Source organism: Nonomuraea sp. NPDC059023 (assembly GCF_042740095.1).
GTDB lineage: Bacteria > Actinomycetota > Actinomycetes > Streptosporangiales > Streptosporangiaceae > Nonomuraea.
In genome coordinates, this window is the sequence record NZ_JBHYIO010000041.1 from 17,413 (window position 1) to 39,862 (window position 22,450).

The following is a 22,450-nucleotide window of genomic DNA, read 5'->3' on the forward strand; positions in this document are numbered from 1 at the left end:
GCTCCATGAGCTCATCGCGGCACGATCACCCCCTGCCACCGGCCCGTGCGCACGAGGTCTCGGACGGCGTCCACGCCTACGTCCAGCCCGACGGGAGCTGGTGGATCAACAACACCGGCTTCCTCGTCGGCCGGCGCGGCGTGGTCAGCATCGACGCCTGCGCCACGGAACGGCGGACCAGGGCGCTGCGCGAGGCGGTCGCGCGGGTGACCGACCGGCCGATCACGACGCTGGTCAACACCCACTACCACGGAGACCACACGTTCGGTAACTACCTGTTCCCCGAGGCCACGATCGTCGGGCACGAGCTGGCCAGGCGGATGATCCTGGCCGAGGGCATCCCCGACTACCGCGCGGCCTGGTCGGCCGAGGTGGAGTGGGGCGAGCTGGAGGCGGTGCCGCCGTTCCTCACCTTCACCGACCAGATCACGCTTTATGTGGATGAGCTGAGGTGCGAGGTCAGGCACCCGGGGATGGCGGCGCACACCACGAACGACGTGTATGTGTGGATTCCGGAGCGCCGGGTGCTGTTCTCCGGCGATCTGGTGTTCAACGGCGGTACGCCGTTCATGCTGACGGGCTCGGTGGCCGGGACTGTCGAGGTGCTCGACCGGATCAGGGAGCTCGGTGCGGAGACGATCGTCCCGGGGCACGGCGAGCCGTGCGGGCCCGAGGTGATCGACCGGGTCCAGGAGTACGCGCGGTTCGTGCTGGCCACGGCCGAGCAGGGGCGCGCGGCGGGGCTGACGCCGCTGGAGGCGGCCAGGGAGACCGACCTGGGGCCGTGGGCGGAGCTGCTGGATCCCGAGCGCATCGTGGGCAACCTCCACCGCGCCTACGCCGAACTGGACGGCCTGCCCAGAGGTGGACAGATCGATGTCGTGGCCGCCGTCATGGACATGATCACTTACAACGGCGGCCAGCCACTTACCTGCCTCGCGTGACGATCACCCATACTCGGGTATGACCGAGTGCGTACGCGCTCATTCCCTCCGGAGGTCGCCATGGGTGTCGGGGTCAGCATCTTCTTCCTCACGCTTGGCGCGATCCTGAGATTCGCGATCGATCCCAACGTGTTCGGCAGCGCCGTCCGCATGGACGTCATCGGCCTGATCTTCATGATCGTCGGTGGCGTGGGGGTGGTGCTGAGCATCGTGCTCGCGCCCAAGCGGGGCCGTACCTCAGAAGACCGGCTGATGCACCGGGAGAACAACCCCCCGGAGGTCTAGAGCTCGACCTGGAGCGCCGCGCGGGCGGCGAGGATCGGCTTGATGCGCTCGGCGATGACGGCCTGGTGCACGGGGTGGTCCCGGTAGACCTCGTAGTCGGCGACCGAGTCGAACTCGGCCACGACCGCGAAGTCGGAGTTGCCCGCGCCCAGGCCGAGGTCGGTGCCGAGGTCGTAGCGGCGCAACTGCGGGATCGCCCCGGGCAGCGCCGCCAGTCCCTCGGCCACGGCGGCCTTCTGGTCGTCGGTGGCCTCTTCTGACCAGGTCAGCAGCACGATGTGACGGATCATGCCGGTCAGCCTAGGGGCCGATCGACAACCGGTCGACGTTGGGTCCTCCGTTCGCGGTGGTGGCGGTGGCTCGGATCTTGTTGACTCCGGCCTGGAGCTGGATCGGCACCGTCTTCGTCTGCCACGTCGTCCAGGCGCCGGTGCCGGGGAAGTCGGCCGTGGCGCCGTTGACGTTCAGCGGGCGATTGACCGTCGTGCCGTTGGCGTAACGGATCACCGCGTTCACGGTGCCGGCGGTGGCGGCGGTGACCGTCCACTCGACGTAGGAGCCGGTGACGTTGTCGTAGTTGACGAAGCCGGTGCCGGTGAAACCGGCGTGGTTCGACTCGACCACGCCCTGCGAGATCACCGCGTCCTCCGCCTGGTGGTCGGCGCCCGGCTGCCGCGGGGTCACGATGAGGCGGTCGAGGTTCGGGCCGCCGTTGGCCGTGGTCGAAGTGGCTCGGATCTTGTTGACTCCGGCCTGGAGCTGGATCGGCACCGTCTTCGTCTGCCACGTCGTCCAGGCGCCGGTGCCGGGGAAGTCGGCCGTGGCGCCGTTGACGTTCAGCGGGCGGTTGACCGTCGTGCCGTTGGCGTAGCGGATCTCCAGGTTCGCCGGGCCCGCGGCGGCGGCGTTCACGGTCCACTCCACGTACGAGCCGACGACGTTGTCCAGATTGACGAAGCCCGTGCCGGTGAAGCCGGCGTGGTTCGACTCCACCGCGCCCTGCGAGATCACCGCGTCCTCGGCCTGGTGGTCGGCGGGGCCGCTGCCGGTGGTGGCCTGGACCTCGTTGGAGGGGTCGGAGACGAGGCCCGCCGCGTCGCGGGCGCGGACGGTGAAGGTGTACGGCGTGCCCGGCTGCAGGCCGGAGACCGTGGCGGTGGTACCGGTGACCGAGGGGCCGCCCCGCACGTCGTAGCCGACGACGCCGACGTTGTCGGTCGCCGGGTCCCAGGCCAGGGAGACCGACGACGAGGTCGTGCCGGTGACGCGCAGGTTCGTCGGCGGAGTGGGCCGCTCGACGTCCGGCGGGCCGGTCGGGACGGTGACCGTGGCGGTGTTCCAGCCCGAGACCCTGGCGTTCGCGCCGGTGCCGCCGGCCGTCAGCGTCTTCGACTCGCCCGGCCACAGGCTGATCGCGTTGTCGGACCAGGTGATGGGCAGGACCGGTGTGCCCGCGGCGTCGACCATCCTGACGTCCAGGTAGAGGGCGGGGGCGGTGCCGGTGTTGGTGATCGTGACCGTGTTCGTGGTCGCGGTGACGCTCAGGGAGGTCCTGGGCATCGAGTTGAGGCCGGTCAGGTTGGCGTAGCTGGAGGTCGGCACGTAGTACCAGGTGTTGCCCGACCAGTCGATGACGTCGTCGGAGGTGGACAGCCAGTAGACGTTGCGGTCGATCTCCTCGCCGGCGCGCAGGAGCGTCAGCCGTACCAGGTAGGTGGAGCTGAGGCCGGAGATGGACGGGATCGTGACCGCGGTCGCCTTGCCGCCGTCGGCGGGGACGTTGACGGTCGCCGTGCTGGAGTACTTCGCGGTGCCGTCGAGGTTGAAGACGTCGGTCTTGACCTGGAGGTTCTGGGCGGCGTTCGTCGTGGAGTTGACCACGACGACCGAGTCGTTGTCGTAGGAGTACTGGACGTGCAGCGGCTTGTTGGCCTCGCGCGCGCCCCAGTAGGAGCCGCCCTGGTCGAGGTAGTAGTCGAACAACTGCCAGTGCAACGAGGACCAGCCGCTGTTGAGCATCCAGTAGATGACGCCGGTGGAGGGGTTCGTGGAGTCGGTGAAGTTACGGCCATAGGCCTCGAACTGGGCTCTCACCGCCTCGTACTGGGCCAGTTGCGCCTTCTTCACGTAGTCCTCGCGGCCGGAGGGCACGCCGTACCGGCCTCTGAGGGCGTTGTGGTAGATCGACAGGTTGTTGAAGGTGCTGGAGGGCGAGCGGTGGTACTGCGTGGCGCCCGGGTTCTGCCAGAGCGAGTCGATCTGGGCCGGGGTCATCATGCGCTTGAGCGAGTCCAGCGTGGGCACGTCGGGCCCGGCGCCGGTCTCGGAGTTGAAGCCGAACGCGCCGCCTTCGCGCTTGTTGTACCAGTAGTTCGGCGGCACCCAGTCGTACGGCCCCGGCATCTTCATGCCCGAGTTGCCCAGTTGCGGGCTGGACTTGTCGCTGGCCACCGGGACGATCGGCAACTGCCATTCGGCCTGGTTCAGCGCGTCCAGGTAGCCGGTCTCCTTCTGCGCGGGCGGCGGGTTGTCCGAGCCGATGAGGAAGGAGATCACGCTCGGGTGGTTGCGCAGCCGTACGGCTTCGGCCAGCATCGACGCCTTGGCGATCGGGTAGTCGCCGCTGGAGAAGGAACCCTCCCACTTGTTGCAGCACTCCCAGCCGGGCAGGGTCAGGATGCCGTGTTTGTCGGCCAGGTCGTAGAGCTCGTCGCCCTCCAGGTGCCCCTCGATCCTGATCGTGTTGAGGCCGAGGTCCTTGACGTAGCGGAGCTTGTCCTCGAGGTAGCCGATCTTGGGCCGCAGGAAGATGTCGGGCGACCAGCCGCCGCCCCTGATGAGGAGGTTCCGGCCGTTGATCTTGTAGTAGCGGCGGCCGGAGGCGTTCTTGGCCGACTCGACCTTGCGGACGCCGAAGCGCTCGCCGACCACGTCGCTGGTGACGCCGCCGACGGCCGCGGTGAGGCCGAGGTCGTAGAGGGGCTGGACGCCCATCGCGTACGGCCACCAGACCCGCGGGTTGCCGATCGTCTGGTTGAACGTGATCCGCCTGGTCTCGCCCGCGGCCAGGGAGACGTCCTGGCTGAACGTGAGCGCGCCGATCGTGCCGCTGACCGTGGTGGTCACCGGGCTCGTGGTGTGGTTGCGTACGTCGGCCTTGATCGTCAGGTCGGCGCGGTCCAGGGCGGGCACGGCGAGGTTCGTGATCACGTGCGGGTTGTTGAGCGAGACCGCGGCGGTCCGCTTGATCAGCACGTCGCGGAAGATGCCCATGTTGTCGTCGCGCGGCAACTGCACCCAGTCGATCCAGCCGATCGTCAGATGGCTGTTCGGGTTGTTGGGGTTGATCCGGAAGGCGATGGAGTTGACGCCCGCGCGTACCTGGGCGGTGATGTCGCGCTCGTGCCGCGTGTACGCGCCGGCCGCGCCGCTGACCACCTGGGTCCCGTTGACCCAGACGTCGGCGCCGGAGATCACCCCGCTGAAGTCGAGCAGGGTGCGCATGCCGCTGTCGGCGCCGAGCGTGAAGTCGGCCCGGTACCACCACGCCACGTCGAAGTCGGCGGTGGGGATGGACTGCATGTTCGTGGAGAAGAACGGGTCGGGGTAGACGCCGTTCTCCAGGAGGCCGGCGAGGACCGTGGAGCGCGGGCCGACCGGGTACCAGCCGGTGGCGGCGTACCCGGGAGTGGAGATGGCGGCGCCGGAATCGCTCACCTTGGCCGAGGACTGGATCTTGTAACCGGGCAGTGCGGTCACCGACGGCGCCTCGGCATGGGCGGGAAGTGAGATCCCGAAAGCGGCCATGAGCAGCGACAACACGACGAGTAATCGGGCCATGGGGCACTCCGCTGAGATGAGTCCGTTTGTTAATAAACCTTCTTAACCACCAGATCGGATCTCGTAAATCCCCTTGAAGCCACAAAACACAACAGGCCGCCACCCTTCGCGGGCGGCGGCCTGTCGCGTGTCGTCAGCTCCAGGCGAGCATCCGCAGCGGATCCTCCAGCATCGCGCCCACGTCACGCAGGAACAGCGAGCCCAGCTCGCCGTCGATGATCCGGTGATCGAACGACAGCGCCAGCGTCGTCACCTTGCGCACCGCCAGCTCGCCGTCCACCACCCACGGCATGTCCCGCACCTGGCCGAACGCCAGGATCGCCGACTCGCCCGGGTTGATGATCGGCGTACCGGTGTCGACGCCGAACACGCCCACATTGGTGATCGTGAACGTGCCGCCGGACATCTCCGCCGGCTGCGTCCTGCCCGCCCTGGCCGTCTCGGTGAGCTTGCCGAGCGCCTCGGCCAGCTCGGGCAGCGACAGCGTGTGGGCCGACTTGACGTTCGGCACCACCAGGCCGCGCGGCGTGGCCGCGGCGATCCCCAGGTTCACGTAGTGCTTGACCACGATCTCCTGGGCCTGCTCGTCCCAGGCCGAGTTGATCATGGGGTAGCGGCGGGCGGCCACCAGCACCGCCTTGGCCACCAGCAGCAGCGGCGAGACCTTGACCTCGGCGAAGTCCGGCACCTCGCGCAGGCGCCGGACGGCCTCCATGGTCGCGCTCACGTCGAGCTGCAGGAACTCGGTGACGTGCGGGGCGGTGAACGCGCTGGCCACCATGGCCTGCGCGGTCATCTTGCGCACGCCCTTGATCGGAATGCGCTCTTCCTGTACGGCCGGCCGAGCCGTCACCTCCTGGGTGGCGTCTCCGGCGGCGGCGTGGATGTCCTCCCTGGTGATCGAGCCCTGGGGCCCGGTGCCGTTGAGCGTGGTCAGGTCGACGCCCAGGTCCTTGGCCAGCTTCCGTACGGGCGGCTTGGCCAGGACCATCACGCGGCCGCTCTCCGATGCGGGCGTGCCCGCCGCAGCGGGGCCGGTGACCTCGGTGCGGGCCGGGTTGGCCACAGGCGCCACGGGCGTGGGAGCGGGGCTCGAAGGAGCGGCGCTTGACGGCGCGGCGGTGGCGGGTTGCTTGCGCGGCCGGCGCTGGGCGGCGCCGGTCTTGACGCCGTAACCCACCAGGACGGCCTGACGCTCCTCCTTGGGCGCCGGGCTCCCGTGTACGCCCGGCTCCACGGCGGCCTCCGCCGGCGGGCTGGGCACCATGTCGTCGGCCAGCGCCTCGGCCCGCTCGCCGGTCTGCCCGGCGGCCGTGTCGATGGCGATGATGGGCAGGCCCACGTCGACGGTCTGGCCCTCCTCGGCCATCAGGCCGGCGACCACCCCGTCCCACGGGATCGGCAGCTCGACGATCGACTTGGCGGTCTCGATCTCGACCACGATCTGGTCGACCTTGACCGCGTCACCCGCCTTCACCTTCCACCGGACGATCTCCGCCTCGGTCAGTCCCTCGCCGACGTCGGGGAGCTTGAACTCGCGTCGCATACGGGATCCCCCTCTCAGTAGGCGTAGGCGCGGTCGACGGCGTCGAGCACCCTGTCCAGGTCGGGCAGGTAGTGCTCTTCGAGCTTCGACGGCGGGTAGGGGGTGGAGAACCCGCCGACACGCAGCACCGGCGCCTCCAGGTGGTAGAAGCACTGCTCGGTGATCCGGGCGGCGAGCTCGGCGCCGAAGCCGCTGTAGACGGGCGCCTCGTGCACGATGACGACCCGGCCGGTCCTGCGTACCGAGTCCATGAGGCGCGGGGTGTCCAGGGGGTTGAGCGAGCGCAGGTCGATGACCTCCAGGGAGCGGCCCTCCTCGGCGGCGGCGCCGGCCACCTCCAGGCAGGTCTTGACCATGGGGCCGTAGGCGACGAGCGTGAGGTCGGTGCCCTGCCGTACCACGGAGGCCTGGTCGAAGGGGGTCCACCAGTCGGTGGTGCCGGTGTCGACCTCGGCCTTCTCCCAGTAGCGGCGCTTGGGCTCGAAGAAGATGACCGGGTCGTCGCTGCTGATGGCCTGCTGGATCATCGAATAGGCGTCGAGCGGGTTGGAACAGGCGACGACGCGCAGCCCGGCGGTGTGCGTGAAGTACGACTCGGGCGACTCGCTGTGGTGCTCGACGGCGCCGATGCCGCCGCCGCAGGGGATGCGGACCACGATGGGCAGCTTGATCGCCCCGAGCGAGCGCATGGGCATCTTGGCGAGCTGGGTGATGATCTGGTCGGCGGCCGGGAAGACGAAGCCGTCGAACTGGATCTCGCACACCGGGCGGAAGCCGCGCAGCGCCAGGCCGATGGCGGTGCCGATGATGCCGGACTCGGCGAGCGGGGTGTCGATGACCCGGTCGTCGCCGAAATCCTTCTGCAGGCCGTCGGTGACGCGGAAGACGCCGCCGAGCTTGCCGACGTCCTCGCCCATGATGAGGACCTTGGGGTCGTCCTCCATGGCCTTGCGCATGCCCTCGTTCAGCGCCTTGGACAGGCTGAGCACCGTCATGCCTCGAACCCTTCCAGGTAGGCGGCGAACTGGGCGCGCTCCTCGTCGATCAGGGCGTGCGGCTCGCGGTAGACGTGGTCGAAGATGTCGAGCGGCTGGGGGTCGGGCATCTCCAGGCAGCGCCGGCGCACGTCCGCGCCGAGCTGCTCGGCCTCGGCGTCGATGGCGTCGAAGAACGCCTGGTCGGCCATCTCCTGCTTGAACAGGTACGCCTTGACCCGCTCGATGGGGTCCTTGAGCTTCCAGGCTTCGAGCTCGGAGGCGACCCGGTAGCGGGTGGGGTCGTCGGTGGTGGTGTGGGCGCCCATGCGGTAGGTGAAGGCCTCGATCAGCGTGGGGCCCTGGCCGCTGCGGGCGTCGGCCAGCGCCTTGCGGGTGACCGCGAGGCAGGCGAAGACGTCGTTGCCGTCGACCCGGAGCCCGGGGAAACCGAAGCCGGAGGCGCGCCGGTAGAGCGGGATGCGGGACTGCTTCTCGATCGGCTCGGAGATGGCCCACTGGTTGTTCTGACAGAAGAAGACGACCGGGGCGTTGAAGACGCTGGCCCAGACGAACGACTCGTTGACGTCGCCCTGGGAGGAGGCGCCGTCGCCGAAGTAGACGATCGCGGCGCCCTCGCCGCCGTCGCGCTGGATTCCCATGGCGTAGCCGACCGCGTGGAGCGTCTGGCTGCCGATCACGATCGTGTAGAGGTGGAAGTTGTGCTCGACGGGGTCCCAGCCCCCGTGGTTGACGCCGCGGAACAGACCCAGCAGCTTGACGGGGTCGACGTCGCGGCACCAGGCCACGCCGTGCTCGCGGTAGGTCGGGAAGGCCATGTCGGCGTCGGTGAGCGCCCGGCCTGAACCGATCTGAGCGGCTTCCTGGCCGAGCAGCGATGCCCAGATGCCCAGTTCGCCCTGGCGTTGCAGCGCAACCGCTCCAAGGTCGACACGGCGGACGAGCACGAGATCGCGGTAGAGCGACCTGACCTCCTCCGGTGTCAGGTCGATGTCGTAGTCGGGGTGCTCGACTCGCTCGCCCTCGGGGGTGAGCAACTGGACGAGCTCTGGGGGTGCTTCAGCACCACGAGAGGCGTCGACTGTCACGTGCCACTCCTGTGCGGTCGGGGCCGGGGTGGGTGGGGTTGCCACCGGCGGCCGGCCTTCTGGGCGTCCAAACCACTTGGTGGTGATTCGTCCACATATGGGGACATGGTGGCAGACGTCACAGCCCTTCGCGCAAGCCCCATGTCGTCCAAGTTCCCCACGTAACGGGCGTGAACCCTTTCGGCAACAGGCGGCAAGAAGAGGTAAACGACCCCCAAAGGAGCCGACGTGATATCGACATCACGTGTCTTTGTGCTGCCCAGAAACCACTGGTTTCTGCTCGTGGCACTGGTCCCGGCCGTGGTGTTGCGCGTTCTGACCATGGCCGGACATCCCCCGGCCCTGCTGTTCTTCGCCGACTCCTTCACCTACCTCCGCGCGCCCGCCCCTGGAACGTTCCGACCTGCGGGTTACTCCATCTTCCTGCACGTGCTCCGCCCGGCGCACAGCCTGGCCCTGGTCACCGCGGCGCAGCACGTGATCGGGCTCGTCCTGGCAGTTTCGGTCTATGCATTACTACGCCGCCGCGGCCTGCCCGGGTGGGGCGCCACGCTGGCCGTCACGCCGCTGCTGTTCGATGAGTTCCTCATCCTCATGGAGCACATGGTGATGGCCGACGCGCTGTTCGCCGCGCTTGTGACGGGCGGCGTGCTCGCCCTGCTCAGCGGCTGGTACGGCACGGCCGGCCTGCTACTCGGAGCCGCCGCGCTCACCAGGACCATCGGCCTGCCGGTGCTCGTCCTCGGCGTTGCCTACCTGACGGCGCGCAGGGTGGGTCCGCGGCCGGTGCTGCGACTGGCGGCGGCCGGGCTGGCGCCGCTGGTGGCGTACTCCGCCTGGGCGTTCGCCGAGACCGGATCCCCGGCCCTGACCAGGGCGGACGGGATGTTCCTGTGGGCGCGGACCATGAGCTTCGCCGACTGCCGGATCATCAGGCCCGCTGACACCCGGCTCTGCACCGGCCAGCCCGCCGGGAAGCGGGCGGCGCCGCCGTTCTGGCTGTGGGGCGGGACGCTCGATCGCATCCCGGTCAAGGAGCGCAACGCGGTCGCCGGGCAGTTCGCCCGCGAGGCGATCGCCGCCCAGCCCGTGGCGTACCTGGCGGCCGTGGGCAGGGATCTCGGCGAGTTGCTGCGCTGGGAGCGCACCTCCGCGCGGGTGGTGCCCGGCAAGCGCAACCCGTACCAGTTTCCGCGCGAGGAACGGCCGGTGAAGGATCCCGGGCCCGCGAGCTACGAGCGGGGCCCCGCCGGCACGCGCCTCGTCGAGCCGTACGCCGGGTGGATGCGCGCCTACCAGCGCTTCGGCTACCTGCCGTATCCCCTGCTCACGCTGGCTCTGCTCGGCTCACTGGCGGCGGCGGTCATCAGGCGGCGGCCCGAGGCGCTGCTGCCCGGACTGGCGGCGGTGACGCTGGTGGCCGGCCCGCCGTTCGTGAGCGGATACGACATCCGATACGTGCTCGCGGCCGTCCCGCTGACCTGTCTGGCAATCGGGATGGTGACATTTCCTATTAGCCTGGGTCGCGGTCTCCCTAGGAAGAGAAGTTCTCGTGTCAGCACACCGCGCCCTGATCGTCACCCTGATACCCGCGATCGCGCTGCGCCTGCTGGCCGTCCTGGGCTATCCCCCGTCGCTGCTGTTCTTCGGCGACTCCTTCGCGTTCCTGAGTGAGAAGCTCGCCCCCGGCACCACCCGCCCGTCGGGCTACTCCCTGCTGCTGGCGCTGCTGCGCCCCGCGCACAGCCTCACGCTGATCACCGTCGCGCAGCACCTGCTCGGCCTGGCCCTCGCGGTCGGCGTCTACCTGCTGCTACGCCGCCGCGGCCTGCCCGGCTGGGGCGCCACGCTGCTGGTCACGCCCATCCTCTTCGACGAGTTCATGGTCCTGCTCGAACACATGATCATGGCCGACCTCGTCTTCATCGTGCTGGTCTGCGGCGCGATCACGCTTATCGTCTGGCGGGTGACCCCGGCCACCGCCGCCGTGGGCGGGCTGCTGCTCGGGCTCGCGGGCATCACCCGCACGGTCGGCCTGCCGCTGCTCATCCTCACCGCCGCTTACCTGCTCATCCGCCGGTACGGCTGGCGCCCGCTGGTGGCCCTCGTCGTGGCCGGGGCCGTCCCGCTCGGCGCGTACGCCACCTGGACCAAGGTCGAAAAGGGCAAGTTCGCGCTGACCGAGGCGGACGGCAACTTCCTGTGGTCCAGGACCATGAGCTTCGCCGACTGCGCGGTGATCAGACCGCCGGAGCGCCTGGCCGTGCTCTGCCCGAACATGCCGGTGGAACAGCGCCCCTACCCGCCGTACTGGCTGTGGGAGAGCTTCTCGCCCCTGCTCAAGGTGCCCGGCACCGCCAACCGCAACCAACTGGCCGGCGAGTTCGCCAGGAAGGCGATCCTCGCCCAGCCCGGCCCCTACCTCGGCGCGGTGGCCACCGACCTCACCAAGCTGCTGCGCTGGGAGCGCACCGCCGCGGCGGAGAAGACGCCCTACAAGTTCCCCGCCGCCGAGCGCCCGTTGAAAGGCTCGGTCAAGGAGATCGCCGAGTCCTACGAGGACGGCCCCGCCGCCACCCGCGTCGTCGAGCCGTTCGCCGGGTGGCTGCGCGCCTACCAGCGCTTCGGCTACCTGCCCTTCCCCGTGCTGATGCTGGGCCTGGCCGGCGCGCTGGGCGCCGCGCTGGTCCGGCGGCGCTGGGACGCGCTGCTGCCGGGCGTGGCGGCGCTCGCGCTGGCCGTCTCGCCGCCCTTCCTGGCCGCCTATGACGTGCGTTACGTCATCCCGGCGATTCCGCTGGTCTGCCTGGCACTAGGCTTGACCCTCGGCACCCGACCACCATCGCCATCGCAGGAGGACCCAAGTGGCGCGCGTCATCGTCGACGTCATGCTGAAGCCGGAGATTCTCGACCCGCAGGGGCAGGCGATCGCCCGAGCCCTGCCTAGGCTGGGCTTCGCCGGGGTCTCCGCCGTCCGTCAGGGCAAGCGCTTCGAGATCGAACTGGACGGCCCCGCCGACGAGGCGGCACTTGCGGACGTCCGAAAGATGGCCGAGACGCTCCTGGCCAACACCGTCATCGAGGACTACGTCGTGCGGGTTGAGGGGTAGAAGCGTACGTTTGGCACCAGAATTGCCCCTGGCGGCTTAAAGCCGGGTTTTGCTGTGCCACAATCCCACGGGCTTACCAATACTAAATAACAACAACGTGATTTTGCGGTTAGCCCTGATTTCTCGGGGAAACCTACTCCAGGTGACGTTCTGGCGCCGGGAGGGGTCCGGTGGATATTGAGTTCTCGTTGGCACTGCCTCGGGATGCGATCGGCATACCGATGGTCAGGCGAGTGCTCGGCGATGCTATGCGCTCACTCAGCGTAAGCGAAAGCTGCATCGCCGACATGCTGCTCGCCGTCTCCGAGGCATGTTCCAACGCGGTGCGGCACGGGGGTCCCGCCAACCGCTACGAGGTCACGGCCGCCATCGGCTATGGCCGGTGCGACGTCCGCGTCGCCGACAACGGCGGCGGGCTGCCCTCGATGCCCCTGCACTTCCCGCCTCCCGAGACCGAGAACGGCCGCGGCCTGCTGATCATGCGCTCCGTCGTGGACGAGATCTCCTTCGGCGTCACGCCCGGCCAGGGCACCACGGTCCACCTGCGCAAGCAGCTGGCGTGGGACGAGGCCGACACCCGGCCGCGCGAGCTCGCCGCCGTCTGACATTCCCCCCATTCCGTACGGCAGGCCGCCGCCTCGCCGTACCAGCGGCATGTCCGCATCCGGAGGCCCTCACAGAGGCACGCCCGCGCACCCGATAGATTGTGGGCACCGCCGCAGACCGCCATCCGCCAGCAAGAGATGGTGGCGCGCGCGTGCGCATCCTCGGAGGGACGAAGTCATGAGCGCTGCCCGAGTGGGCATTGTCACGTTTCCCGGCACACTCGACGACCAGGACGCGGCGAGAGCCGTGCGGCTGGCCGGTGCCGAGGCCGTTCCGCTGTGGCACGCCGACCACGATCTCAAGGGAGTGGACGCGGTCTTCCTGCCCGGCGGCTTCTCCTACGGCGACTACCTGCGGTGCGGGGCCATCTCCCGGTTCGCGCCGCTGATGGACGATCTGATCCCGGCGGCGAGGGCGGGCCTGCCCGTGCTCGGCACCTGCAACGGGTTCCAGATCCTGTGCGAGGCGCACCTGCTGCCCGGGGCGCTGACCCGCAACGCCTCGCTGCACTACGTCTGCCGCGACCAGCGGCTGCGCGTGGAGTCCGACCGGACCGCCTGGACCCACGACTTCGCGGCCGGTCAGGAGATCGTGCTGCCGGTCAAGCACGGCGAGGGGCGCTACGTCGCCTCCGACGAGACGCTGGCCGAGCTGGAGGCGGATGGCCGGGTGGTCTTCCGCTACCTCGGCAACCCCAACGGCTCGCTCAACGACATCGCGGGCATCACCAACGAGGCCGGAAACGTCGTCGGCCTCATGCCCCACCCCGAGCACGCGGTCGAAGACCTGGTCGGCGCCCCGTCGACCGACGGGCGCGGCTTCTTCACCTCCATTCTCAGGAAGCTGGTGAACTCATGACCGATTCGGTGAAGCGGGCCGCTGTGAGCCCCGATGAGGCGATGCCGTTCGCCGAGCTTGGGATGAAGCGGGACGAGTACGACCGGGTCAAGGAGATCCTGGGGCGCCGGCCCACCGGGTCCGAGCTGGCCATCTACTCCGTCATGTGGTCGGAGCACTGCTCGTACAAGTCCTCCAAGGTGCATCTGCGGCAGTTCGCCACCAAGGCGCCCAAGTCCGAGGCGCTGCTCGTCGGCATGGGCGAGAACGCCGGCGTCGTCGACATCGGCGACGGCTGGGCCGCCACGTTCAAGATCGAGTCGCACAACCACCCGTCCTACGTCGAGCCGCACCAGGGCGCGGCCACCGGCGTCGGCGGCATCGTGCGCGACATCATGTCGATGGGCGCGCGCCCGATCGCCGTCATGGACGCGCTGCGCTTCGGCGGCGCCCACCAGCAGGACACCAAGCGGGTGCTGCCCGGCGTCGTCGAGGGCATCTCCTCCTACGGCAACTGCCTCGGCCTGCCCAACATCGGCGGCGAGGTCGTCTTCGACCCCTGCTACATCGGCAACCCGCTGGTCAACGCCCTCTGCGTCGGCCTGCTGCGCAAGGACCAGATCAAGCTGGCCACCGCGCCGGGCCCCGGCAACAAGGTCGTGCTGTTCGGCGCCTCCACCGGTCCCGACGGCATCGGCGGCGCCTCGGTGCTGGCCTCGGCGACCTTCGAGGACGAGTCGCAGGCCAAGCGGCCCGCCGTACAGGTCGGCGACCCGTTCATGGAGAAGCTCCTCATCGAGTGCTGCCTGGAGCTCTACGCGGCCGACGTGGTCGTCGGCATCCAGGACCTCGGCGCGGCGGGCGTCTCGTGCGCCACCACGGAACTGGCCGCCAAGGGCACCGGCGGTATGCACGTCGACCTCAACCTGGTCCCGCTCCGCGATCCCTCGCTAAGGCCCGAGGAGATCCTGATGAGCGAGTCCCAGGAGCGGATGATGGCGGTCGTCACGCCGTCGGACATCCCGGCCTTCATGGCCATCTGCGAGAAGTGGGACGTGCCCGCCGTCGTCATCGGCGAGGTGACCGACACCGGCCGCCTGATCATGACCTGGGACGGCGAGGTCATCGTGGACATCCCGCCGGGCACCGCGGCCGACGACGGACCGGTGTACGAGCGGCCCTACCACGAGCCGGTCGGCCAGCCCGCGCTCAACGCCGACACCCCGGACCGCCTGGAGCGCCCGGACAACCTGCGGGCCGCGCTCCTGCAGCTCCTCGGCTCGCCGAACCTGGCCTCCAAGGAGTGGGTGACCTCCCAGTACGACCGGTACGTGCGCTCCAACACCGTGCTGGCCCAGCCGGCCGACGCGGGCATGCTGCGTATCTCGGAGGTGATGGCGGGCTCGGAGCCCACCACCCGCGGCATCGCGCTGGCCACCGACGGCAACGGCCGCTACGCCAAGCTCGACCCGTACGCGGGGGCGCAGCTCGCTCTGGCCGAGGCCTACCGGAACGTGGCCGTCACCGGAGCCAAGCCGCTGGCCGTCACCAACTGCCTCAACTTCGGCTCGCCCGAGGACCCCGAGGTGATGTGGCAGTTCGCCGAGGCGGTACGCGGCCTGGCCGACGCCTGCAAGATCCTCGGCGTACCGGTGACCGGCGGCAACGTCTCCTTCTACAACCAGACCGGCAGCACCGCCATCCACCCGACGCCGGTCGTGGGCGTGCTCGGCGTCATCGACGACGTGGCCAAGCGGGTGCCCTCGGGCTTCACCGCCGAGGGGCTGCGGGTCGCGCTGCTGGGTGAGACGAAGGCCGAGTTCGGCGGCTCCGAGTGGGCGCACGTGGCGCACGGCCACCTGGGCGGACTGCCGCCGGAGGCCGACCTCGTCGCGGAGGCGGCGCTGGCCACCGTGCTGGTCGAGGCGGCGCGGCGCGGGCTGCTGCGGGGCTCGCACGACCTGTCGGACGGCGGGCTCGGGATCGCGCTGGCCGAGGCCTGCCTGGCCGCCGGGGTCGGCGCGACGGTGTCGGCTTCGCTGACCGGGGACACGTTCACCGACCTGTTCAGCGAGTCGTCGGCGCGGGCGCTGGTGGCGGTCAGGCCGGAGGCGTTCGACGAGTTCGCGGCGCTGTGCGCGCGGCACGAGGTGCCCTGCTACGGGCTCGGCGTGACCGGTGGGTCTTCACTGGTCGTGGAGGGCGTGTTCGAGGTGCCGCTCGCGGAACTGCGCGAGACGCACGAGGGGACGCTGCCGGAGCTGCTGGGCTAGACGGTGGTTCCGAGGGGCCGGTGGCGTTCCCACCGGCCCCTCGGCGCGGGTCAGACCTTCTTGAGGCAGACCACGTAGACGGTGCCGTTGCCGCTGCCGCCGTGGGTGCTGGTCTCCGCGACGCTCCTGTCGTCGTTGTTGTTGTCCTTGGCGATCGTCACCGACCAGCTCTTGGAGCCCGAGGGCATGCTGCTGATGACGGTGTACCGGGTGGAGATGCCGGAGAAGCCGCCGCCCGTGACCACGTCGTTGCCCTTGCACGAGGCGGTGCCGGAGGTGTAGCCGATCGAGCTGGTCTCGGTGTAGGTCGTGTAGGTGCCGCCACCGCCTGTGCCGGGGTCACCCTTGGGCCCCTGGGGGCCGGTGTCACCCTTGTCGCCCTTGAAGCCGCGGGGGCCGGTCTCGCCCTTTTCGCCAGTCTTGCCGGGGGTGCCGGGCCTGCCGTCGTCGCCCTTGGGGCCCGCCGGCCCGGCCGGGCCGCGCTCGCCGTCCTTGCCGTTCAGGCCGTCCTTGCCGTCTGCGCCCTTGGGACCGGTCGCGCCGTCCTTGCCGTCTGCGCCCTTGGGGCCGGTGGCGCCGTCCTTGCCCGGGGCGCCGTCGGCGCCCTTCGGGCCCTGCGGGCCGGTGGCGCCCTTCAGGCCGGGCACGCCCTTGGGGCCCTGGGGGCCGGTCGGGCCGGTGGCGCCGGCCGGGCCGGCGGGGCCCGCTGGACCGCGCTCGCCCTGGGGGCCCTGGACGCCGGAGGTGCTGTGCCCGCCGCCGCCCCCGATGAGCACCCGGATCTCGGTCTTCCTGCAGGGCGTGGCCGGGTTGACGATGCGGGCGTACCGGGTCTTCTTGTGCACGCACGCGTGCACCTCGGCCGCCGAGGAGGTGGAAGCGGTGGCGACGCCACCGACGGTCAGCAGTGAGGCGGCCAGCGCGCCTGCGGCGGCGAGCGGGAGCACGCGAGTCTTGAGGGCCACGGTTGTCCTTCCAGGGGAATCTGATGCTCATGGTGAGCATGAGGTTCACGCTTCAACCGTTCCAACGGATGGCAAGAACCACATAACGTGTTCATAACTGACAGAGAGTGACGAACTGGGCTTACCAACTCTGACTGACGGACTGCGTAAAACGACGCACCGCTCTCCGCCGGACTTAGGGATAATCAGGACTGTTCGGGGCCCACGTCACTGCGGAGGCCGCACGTTGCCTACCGACCGTCCCTTCCTCCCGCCAGCCACCCAGCCGGTCAGAGCCGTCGTCTGGGCGATCCATCTAGCGCTGCCCCTGCTCGGACTCTGGCTTCTCCTCGCGCAGGAGAAGCTGAACATCATGTGGCAGCACAATCCCAGCCACTTCTGGATGATCCTCGCGGTCGCCGGACTCAACGTGACACTCGGCCTGATGGTCAGCGAGGCCTCGCGCCGGCGGCAGGACGCGCGGCTGTTCCTCGTGTCCATGGTGTTCCTGACCAGCGCCGGGTTCTTCTTCCTGCACGGCCTGGCCACCCCGCAGGTGATCCTTCCGGTCGGCTCGCTCGGGTTCGACATCGGGCAGCAGGTCGGGCTCACCCTCGCGGCCGGGTTCGCGTTCGCCTCCGCGCTGCCGCTGGGTGAGCGTGCGGCGGCGCGCGTACTGGAGGCGCAGCACGTCATCCGCGGCGCGCTGATCGGCTTCATGATCCTGTGGGGGCTGTCCTCACTGCTGCCCGGCCTCACCCCGCTCAGCGACCCGCCGCTCGGCGAGCACGCCGACTGGCTGGTCTGGGGCTCCATTCCAGGCGTCCTGCTGTACGGCGCCGCCACCGTCATGATGTTCCTGATCCACCGCAGACGCCCCGCGGCCATGCTGATCAGCCTGATCACCGCCTACGCGCTCCTGGGCGAGGCGATGCTGGCCGGGATGTCGCAGCTCAACTGGCACCTGACCTGGTGGCTCTGGCACATCCTGCTGACGCTGGCCTTCGTCTTCGTCGGCTACAGCTCGTACCTGAAGTTCCGCCGCGAGGGGTCGAGCGCGGGCCTGTTCGACGCCGTCGCCCTGTCGGCGACGGTGGCGCGCGTCAAGGCCGACTACGACCGCGCCCTGGAAGAGCTCGTCGAGCACGTACGGCGCGGCGAACCCCTGGCCGCCACCCGCCTGGCCGGCAAGTTCGACCTGACCGAGAGCCAGGCGGCCGTCCTGGACCGGGCCGGCGAGGCCCTGGCCAACGAGCGGCGGCTGTCGGAGCGCCTGGCCGCCCTCGTGGACGTCAGCGCCCAGACCCGGGTCGGCCTGCCGGAGACGGAGCTGCTGGCCACCGCGCTGGAACGGGTCCGCCAGGCGTACGGGGACGTCAGGATCGGCCTGGTCTCCGACGGGCAGGTGGACATCGGCTCCCGCGAGTACGTCTTCGAGGGGCACGCCCCGGTCCACCGGGACCAGCTCGTCGCCTACCCGCTGACCGTGAAGGGGCATCTGGCCGGGGCGCTGGAGGTGCCGCTGGGCCGTACCGCGCAGGATGAGGCGCTCGCGGCCACGCTGGCGGGACAGCTGTCGATCTCGCTGGAGAACGCCCGCCTCTACCACGAGCTCAACACGTTGTTCCGGCAGTACATGTCGCCCGACGTGGCCAACGCGCTGCTCGCCGATCCGGACCAGGCGGCGCTCGGCGGGCAGCTCAAGCAGCTCACGGCGTTGTTCGCCGACCTCAAGGGGTTCACGACGTTCTCCGAGCGGGTCACGCCGGGCGAGATCGTGGAGATGCTGAACCGGTACCACACCGCCGCGGTGCCGTGCATTCTCGACAACGGCGGCACGATCGTGCAGTTCGTCGGGGACGCGCTGCTGGCGTTGTTCAACGCGCCGGCCACCCAGCACGACCACGCGGCGGCGGCCTGCCGGGCGGCGCTGGCGATGCAGGAGGCGGCGGAGGTGATCGCCGCCGAGAGCCGGGGCGCGGACGTGGAGTGGCCGACGTTCCGTGTCGGGGTCAACACCGGTCCCGCGCTGGTGGGCAACATCGGCAGCCCGGAGCTGCGCGGGTTCAACGCGATGGGCGACTGCGTGAACGTGGCCGCGCGGCTGCAGGGTGTCGCGGAGCCCGGCTCGGTGGTCATCGGCGCGACCACGCTGGCCCAGCTCGGCGCCGGCGTGGCGACCCGGTCCCTGGGAAGGCTGGAGCTCAAGGGCAAGGATGAGCGGGTGGAGGCCCACGTTCTGCTGACAATGCCATAGAAGGGGCGGCGGCCGTACAGTCATAATCGCGGCATGAACCCAGAGCCTGGCGAGTTCACCTCCTTGCTCACCCCGGAAGAGATCGCCGCGCTGCGCGCGGCGGGCCGGCCGCGCCGATGGGAGCGCGGCACGACCGTCATGACAGAAGGCGACACCTCCGACTGGGTGCTGGTGCTGACCGAGGGCCGGGTCAAGTGCTCATCACACACCAGCAGCGGCACCGAGGTCGTGCTGGCCATCCGCGGGCCTGGCGCGCTGATCGGCGAGATGTCGTCGATCGACGGCTGGCCGCGCTCGGCCACGGTGGCGGCGCTGGAGCCGATCGAGGGCATAGTGGTGCAGGACTTCCCCGCCTACCTGCGCGAGCACGGGCGGGTGGCGGTGCTCCTCATGCAGTCGGTCACCGAGAAGCTGCGCGACGCCGACCGCAAGCGGATCGAGTACGGGGCGTTCGACACGACAGGGCGGGTGGCGACCCGGCTGATCGAGCTGGCCGAGCGCTACGGCGAGAAGACCAACAGCGGGGTACGCGTGGCGCTGCCCCTGTCCCAGGACGAGCTGGCCGGCTGGACCGGCGCCTCGCGGGAGGCGGTCAGCAAGGCGCTGCGCTCGCTGCGCGACCGCGGGCTGATCGAGACCGGGCGGCGGCGGGTGATCATCCACGACCTGGAGGGGCTGCGCAAGCGGGCCAGGTGAAAGCGGACGTACGTCGTACGTCATAGTGGGGGGCATGGTCGCGGTCTCCCCCGATTACGCCAGCCGCCTCCGGTATGCCTGGAAGGTCGTGTCGGTCACCAGTCTCGGGCTTGTCCTGATCGGCATCGCCGGGAGCACGCTCAACGTGGCGCTGCCCGCGGTCGTCCGGCACTTCCGGGCGGGGCCGTTCGAGTCGGGCTGGATCCTGCTGGCGTTCCTGCTGGTCAACACCGCCAGCCTGGTCTTCTTCGGCCGGGTCGCCGACCTGCTCGGGCGGCGGGAGATCTATCTGGCCGGGTTCGCGCTGTTCACCGTGGCCTCGCTGCTGGCCGGGTTCTCGCCGAACGTGTGGTTCCTGGTGGCGATGCGGGTCGTACAGGCCATCGGCGCCGCCATGATCCTGGCCAACGGGACCGTCATCATCACCGACGCCTTCCCGCCCGACCGGCTCAGCCAGGGCATGGGCGTCTACATCGGCACCCTCTCCGTCGCCCAGCTCGCCGGCCCCACGCTGGGCGGCCTCATCGCCGACACAGCGGGCTGGCAGTGGATCTTCTGGGTGAACGTGCCCGCCGGGGTGATCGCGCTGGCGTGGGGCGCGGTGACGCTGCGCAAAATGCCGCGCGGGCCGCGCGAGCCGGTGGACGCGCTGGGCAACGTGCTGGTGTTCGCCGCCCTGTCCGCGGTACTGCTGGCGTTGTCGGAGGCCGGTTCCCGTGGCCTGTCCAGCCCCGTCGTGCTCACCGGCGCCGCCGTCTTCCTGGTGCTGGCCCCGCTGATCGTGGTCGTGGAACGGCGGGCCTCGCACCCGGTGCTCAACATGGGGCTGTTCGCGGGGCGGATGCTGGCCTGCGCGAACCTGGCCTCTTTCTGCAACGCTCTGGCCCGCTCGGCGCTGATCCTGGTGGTCGCCCTGTACTTCCAGTCCGCCCGCGGCCTGGACGCCTTCACCGCCGGTCTGAGCGTCCTGCCGGTGCCCGTGGGCATGGCGCTCGCCTCGCCCATCGCCGGGGCGCTCGGGCGCCGCCTGTCTCCGCACGCGCTGTCGATCGGGGGGTCGGTGTTCAGCGCCCTGGGTCTCGGGACGCTGATGCTGACGGCGGATCCGGCCACGCCGTACTGGATCATCGGGGTGGGGCTCTTCCTGGCCGGGTGCGGGAGCGGGACGTTCCTGACCGGCAACACCACGCAGGTGATGTCCGCGCTGCCCGCCGGCAGCCTCGGGGTGGTGAACGGCTTCCGCATCATGGTCATGAACGTGGGGGTCGTGCTGAGCGTGGGCCTGTCGCTGAGCCTGATCACCAGTGCGGTGGGGCCGGAACTGCGCGACCAGGTGTACGCGGCCACGCTGTCCAAGCTGTCACCCGTGGCCGTGGACCAGCTCATGACCGGTTTCCAGCGCGCCTACACCGTCCTGTTCGCCGTCGCCCTCCTCGGCACCCTCCTGGCCGTCCTCGCCCGCAACCCCAAGCCGTAACGTCTCACGCGATCCTGCGGACGTTCAGGGAACACCTGCTTGAGCAGGCGAACGAGGATGCCGAACGACTGCGAGACGACCCAGACGACCAGGCCGAGATGCTGGCGATCCAGCGCTTCATGGGAGTCACGGAGTGATCTTCGGGGTCAGGCGAGTTCGGTGGACAGGCGGGACTCGACGTCGCGGTAGCGCGCGACCGGGATGAGGTGGACGCCGTCGTACGCGCCGGAGTCGCGGATGGCCAGCACGTGCTCGCAGGCCGCCTCAACACCGGCCATGCGGTCGGCGGCCAGGGCGGTGAACATCGACTCGGGGATCGCGATGTCGGGGATGGCGCCGGCCAGGCGGCGCGCGTGCGACTCGCTGGCCAGGACCATGACGCCGGCGTAGACGGGCACGTCGACGGGGTTGGCCTCGCGCCAGCGCAGCAACGTGTCCAGGTCGAAGCTGACCTGGACGAACAGGAAGTCGGCCGCGCGCTTCCACGCGGGGAGCGGGCGGTGCCCGGCCGCCGCGCCGACCTTGAAGTCCGGGGAGAACGCCCTGGCCTCGTCGATCATCGAGCGGACCGTGAGGTCGCTGGTGCGGTTGCCGCTCGTCGGCTTGTCGCCGAAGACGAACAGAAACTGGTCGACCCCGTACGCGGCGGCCGTCAGCAGGTCGCGGCGGAAGCCGAGCAGGTTGCGGTCGCGGGAGTTCAGGCAGGCGATGCTGCGCCCTCCCATGGCCTCCACCTCGTGCGCGACCGCGACCGACGAGACCGTGGCGCGGCCGATGTGGTTGTCGGGGATGAGGAAGGAGTGGGCGATCTTGCTCAGCGTGCCGATCTGGTGCCTGACGTGCTTCAGATCGGGCTTGGTGGGCGGTTCGATCTCGCAGATCAGCTCGAAGGTCATGTCCGTGATCCTGCCAGGGCGGCGATGCCGCTGAGGATCAGCTCGACGCCGAAGGAGTCGTAGAAGCCGGGGTCCAGGTCGCCGACCATGGGCGCGGCCATCGCCACGATGTTCGGGTAGCGGTCGGCGGGAAGCGACTCCAGGCCCACCCGCTTGACCCTGAGCATCTCGCTCGCCTGCTCGGGGGTGCAGGCGGCGCGGAAGTGCACCGGGGCGTCGGCGATGGCGATGGCGCTCTGCAGGATGTACTTGGTGATCAGGCAGCTCTCCTCCACGCCGAACCCGCCCTCGCGGGCCAGGCCGAGCGCCAGGTCCCAGACGGCCAGGAACCGCGGCACCTGGGTCTGGTCGGTCTGCTCCAGCACGTTCTTGGCGCACGGGTGCCGGCGCAGCGTCCTTATCAGGCCCTCCACGAGGTCGCGTAGCTGGTCGAGCCAGGGCCGCCCGTCGTCGTGGCCGACCTGGAACCCGGCGATCAGGTGGTCGGCCATGCCGATGAGCAGCAGTTCCTTGTTCTTGAAGTGCCAGTAGAGCGCCATCGGCGTGACGCCCAGGTCGGTGGCCAGCCGCCGGATCGTGACCGCGTCGAGTCCTTCGTCGTCGCCGATCTCCAGGGCGCGTTCGACGATCGCCTCGGCGCTCAGTTTTCCCATCAC

General features: G+C 69.9%; 19 protein-coding genes. 11 read left to right on the plus strand and 8 right to left on the minus strand.

Features of this window, described 5'->3' with window-relative positions:
- The first annotated feature begins 5 nt into the window (after window positions 1–5).
- Window positions 6–944, plus strand: a complete 939-nt coding sequence (locus ACFWYW_RS47235; protein ID WP_379613978.1) for an MBL fold metallo-hydrolase — start codon at window positions 6–8, stop codon at window positions 942–944.
- A gap of 60 nt (window positions 945–1,004) precedes the next feature.
- Window positions 1,005–1,229 (plus strand): hypothetical protein, encoded by a 225-nt coding sequence (locus ACFWYW_RS47240; RefSeq protein ID WP_379613980.1) that lies wholly within the window; start codon window positions 1,005–1,007, stop codon window positions 1,227–1,229.
- Here ACFWYW_RS47240 and ACFWYW_RS47245 read toward each other — a convergent pair.
- The 5 genes from ACFWYW_RS47245 to pdhA all read right to left on the minus strand — a co-directional run bounded on the left by ACFWYW_RS47245 (window position 1,226) and on the right by pdhA (window position 8,698).
- Window positions 1,226–1,519: a Dabb family protein gene (locus ACFWYW_RS47245; protein WP_379613982.1), complete on the minus strand. Its 294-nt coding sequence runs from the start codon at window positions 1,517–1,519 to the stop codon at window positions 1,226–1,228. The genes ACFWYW_RS47240 and ACFWYW_RS47245 overlap by 4 nt on opposite strands.
- Window positions 1,520–1,529: 10 nt before the next feature.
- Window positions 1,530–5,069 (minus strand): fibronectin type III domain-containing protein, encoded by a 3,540-nt coding sequence (locus ACFWYW_RS47250; RefSeq protein WP_379613984.1) that lies wholly within the window; start codon window positions 5,067–5,069, stop codon window positions 1,530–1,532.
- 133 nt (window positions 5,070–5,202) lie between these two features.
- On the minus strand, window positions 5,203–6,615 hold the full coding sequence (locus ACFWYW_RS47255) for a dihydrolipoamide acetyltransferase family protein (protein WP_379613986.1): 1,413 nt from the start codon (window positions 6,613–6,615) through the stop codon (window positions 5,203–5,205).
- Between the two features lie 14 nt (window positions 6,616–6,629).
- Window positions 6,630–7,610 carry an alpha-ketoacid dehydrogenase subunit beta gene (locus tag ACFWYW_RS47260; protein WP_379613988.1) on the minus strand — a complete coding sequence of 327 codons (981 nt, stop codon included), beginning with the start codon at window positions 7,608–7,610 and terminating at the stop codon, window positions 6,630–6,632.
- Window positions 7,607–8,698: a pyruvate dehydrogenase (acetyl-transferring) E1 component subunit alpha gene (pdhA, locus tag ACFWYW_RS47265; RefSeq protein WP_379613990.1), complete on the minus strand. Its 1,092-nt coding sequence runs from the start codon at window positions 8,696–8,698 to the stop codon at window positions 7,607–7,609. Before pdhA ends, ACFWYW_RS47260 begins: the two co-directional genes overlap by 4 nt.
- A 252-nt stretch (window positions 8,699–8,950) precedes the next feature.
- On the opposite strand from pdhA, the gene ACFWYW_RS47270 reads away from it, so the two are divergent.
- The 6 genes from ACFWYW_RS47270 to purL all read left to right on the plus strand — a co-directional run bounded on the left by ACFWYW_RS47270 (window position 8,951) and on the right by purL (window position 15,524).
- Window positions 8,951–10,372 carry a hypothetical protein gene (locus ACFWYW_RS47270; RefSeq protein WP_379613992.1) on the plus strand — a complete coding sequence of 474 codons (1,422 nt, stop codon included), beginning with the start codon at window positions 8,951–8,953 and terminating at the stop codon, window positions 10,370–10,372.
- The gene (locus ACFWYW_RS47275) at window positions 10,308–11,645 is read left to right on the plus strand and encodes a hypothetical protein (RefSeq protein WP_379614336.1); all 1,338 of its coding nucleotides are present in this window, start codon (window positions 10,308–10,310) and stop codon (window positions 11,643–11,645) included. The genes ACFWYW_RS47270 and ACFWYW_RS47275 overlap by 65 nt, the downstream gene beginning before the upstream one ends.
- Window positions 11,563–11,808, plus strand: coding sequence for a phosphoribosylformylglycinamidine synthase subunit PurS (gene purS, locus ACFWYW_RS47280; protein ID WP_379613994.1), 246 nt, complete (start codon window positions 11,563–11,565; stop codon window positions 11,806–11,808). The genes ACFWYW_RS47275 and purS overlap by 83 nt, the downstream gene beginning before the upstream one ends.
- 221 nt (window positions 11,809–12,029) lie before the next feature.
- Entirely contained in the window at window positions 12,030–12,413 is a 384-nt protein-coding gene (locus tag ACFWYW_RS47285) for an ATP-binding protein (protein WP_184970239.1), read from the plus strand.
- Between the two features lie 178 nt (window positions 12,414–12,591).
- On the plus strand, window positions 12,592–13,272 hold the full coding sequence (gene purQ, locus ACFWYW_RS47290; RefSeq protein WP_379613996.1) for a phosphoribosylformylglycinamidine synthase subunit PurQ: 681 nt from the start codon (window positions 12,592–12,594) through the stop codon (window positions 13,270–13,272).
- On the plus strand, window positions 13,269–15,524 hold the full coding sequence (gene purL / locus ACFWYW_RS47295; protein ID WP_379613998.1) for a phosphoribosylformylglycinamidine synthase subunit PurL: 2,256 nt from the start codon (window positions 13,269–13,271) through the stop codon (window positions 15,522–15,524). Before purQ ends, purL begins: the two co-directional genes overlap by 4 nt.
- Window positions 15,525–15,574: 50 nt before the next feature.
- On the opposite strand, the gene ACFWYW_RS47300 is transcribed toward purL, so the two are convergent.
- A complete protein-coding gene (locus tag ACFWYW_RS47300; RefSeq protein WP_379614000.1) occupies window positions 15,575–16,489 on the minus strand; it encodes a hypothetical protein in 915 nt (304 codons plus the stop codon).
- Between the two features lie 226 nt (window positions 16,490–16,715).
- On the opposite strand from ACFWYW_RS47300, the gene ACFWYW_RS47305 reads away from it, so the two are divergent.
- From ACFWYW_RS47305 to ACFWYW_RS47315, 3 genes are read left to right on the plus strand one after another with little or no spacing between them, the layout of a single operon-like run.
- A complete protein-coding gene (locus ACFWYW_RS47305) occupies window positions 16,716–18,725 on the plus strand; it encodes an adenylate/guanylate cyclase domain-containing protein (protein ID WP_379614002.1) in 2,010 nt (669 codons plus the stop codon).
- Window positions 18,726–18,758: 33 nt separating this feature from the next.
- Window positions 18,759–19,421: a Crp/Fnr family transcriptional regulator gene (locus tag ACFWYW_RS47310; protein WP_379614004.1), complete on the plus strand. Its 663-nt coding sequence runs from the start codon at window positions 18,759–18,761 to the stop codon at window positions 19,419–19,421.
- A gap of 34 nt (window positions 19,422–19,455) precedes the next feature.
- Window positions 19,456–20,898: an MFS transporter gene (locus tag ACFWYW_RS47315; protein WP_379614006.1), complete on the plus strand. Its 1,443-nt coding sequence runs from the start codon at window positions 19,456–19,458 to the stop codon at window positions 20,896–20,898.
- 146 nt (window positions 20,899–21,044) lie between these two features.
- Here the strand turns inward: ACFWYW_RS47315 and ACFWYW_RS47320 are convergent, their stop codons facing one another.
- Both ACFWYW_RS47320 and ACFWYW_RS47325 read right to left on the minus strand, forming a co-directional pair.
- Window positions 21,045–21,794, minus strand: a complete 750-nt coding sequence (locus ACFWYW_RS47320) for a methylenetetrahydrofolate reductase (RefSeq protein WP_379614008.1) — start codon at window positions 21,792–21,794, stop codon at window positions 21,045–21,047.
- Window positions 21,791–22,447, minus strand: a complete 657-nt coding sequence (locus ACFWYW_RS47325; protein WP_379614338.1) for a TetR/AcrR family transcriptional regulator — start codon at window positions 22,445–22,447, stop codon at window positions 21,791–21,793. Before ACFWYW_RS47325 ends, ACFWYW_RS47320 begins: the two co-directional genes overlap by 4 nt.
- Window positions 22,448–22,450 lie beyond the last annotated feature (3 nt).

Bases quoted from the DNA above. Each gene is read 5' to 3' on its own strand.
- ACFWYW_RS47235 (WP_379613978.1), top strand. From the start codon at position 6: ATGAGCTCATCGCGGCACGATCACCCCCTGCCACCGGCCCGTGCGCAC.
- ACFWYW_RS47240 (WP_379613980.1), top strand. From the start codon at position 1,005: ATGGGTGTCGGGGTCAGCATCTTCTTCCTCACGCTTGGCGCGATCCTG.
- ACFWYW_RS47245 (WP_379613982.1), bottom strand. From the start codon at position 1,519: ATGATCCGTCACATCGTGCTGCTGACCTGGTCAGAAGAGGCCACCGAC.
- ACFWYW_RS47250 (WP_379613984.1), bottom strand. From the start codon at position 5,069: ATGGCCCGATTACTCGTCGTGTTGTCGCTGCTCATGGCCGCTTTCGGG.
- ACFWYW_RS47255 (WP_379613986.1), bottom strand. From the start codon at position 6,615: ATGCGACGCGAGTTCAAGCTCCCCGACGTCGGCGAGGGACTGACCGAG.
- ACFWYW_RS47260 (WP_379613988.1), bottom strand. From the start codon at position 7,610: ATGACGGTGCTCAGCCTGTCCAAGGCGCTGAACGAGGGCATGCGCAAG.
- ACFWYW_RS47285 (WP_184970239.1), top strand. From the start codon at position 12,030: ATGGTCAGGCGAGTGCTCGGCGATGCTATGCGCTCACTCAGCGTAAGC.
- purQ (WP_379613996.1), top strand. From the start codon at position 12,592: ATGAGCGCTGCCCGAGTGGGCATTGTCACGTTTCCCGGCACACTCGAC.
- purL (WP_379613998.1), top strand. From the start codon at position 13,269: ATGACCGATTCGGTGAAGCGGGCCGCTGTGAGCCCCGATGAGGCGATG.
- ACFWYW_RS47310 (WP_379614004.1), top strand. From the start codon at position 18,759: ATGAACCCAGAGCCTGGCGAGTTCACCTCCTTGCTCACCCCGGAAGAG.
- ACFWYW_RS47315 (WP_379614006.1), top strand. From the start codon at position 19,456: ATGGTCGCGGTCTCCCCCGATTACGCCAGCCGCCTCCGGTATGCCTGG.
- ACFWYW_RS47320 (WP_379614008.1), bottom strand. From the start codon at position 21,794: ATGACCTTCGAGCTGATCTGCGAGATCGAACCGCCCACCAAGCCCGAT.
- ACFWYW_RS47325 (WP_379614338.1), bottom strand. From the start codon at position 22,447: ATGGGAAAACTGAGCGCCGAGGCGATCGTCGAACGCGCCCTGGAGATC.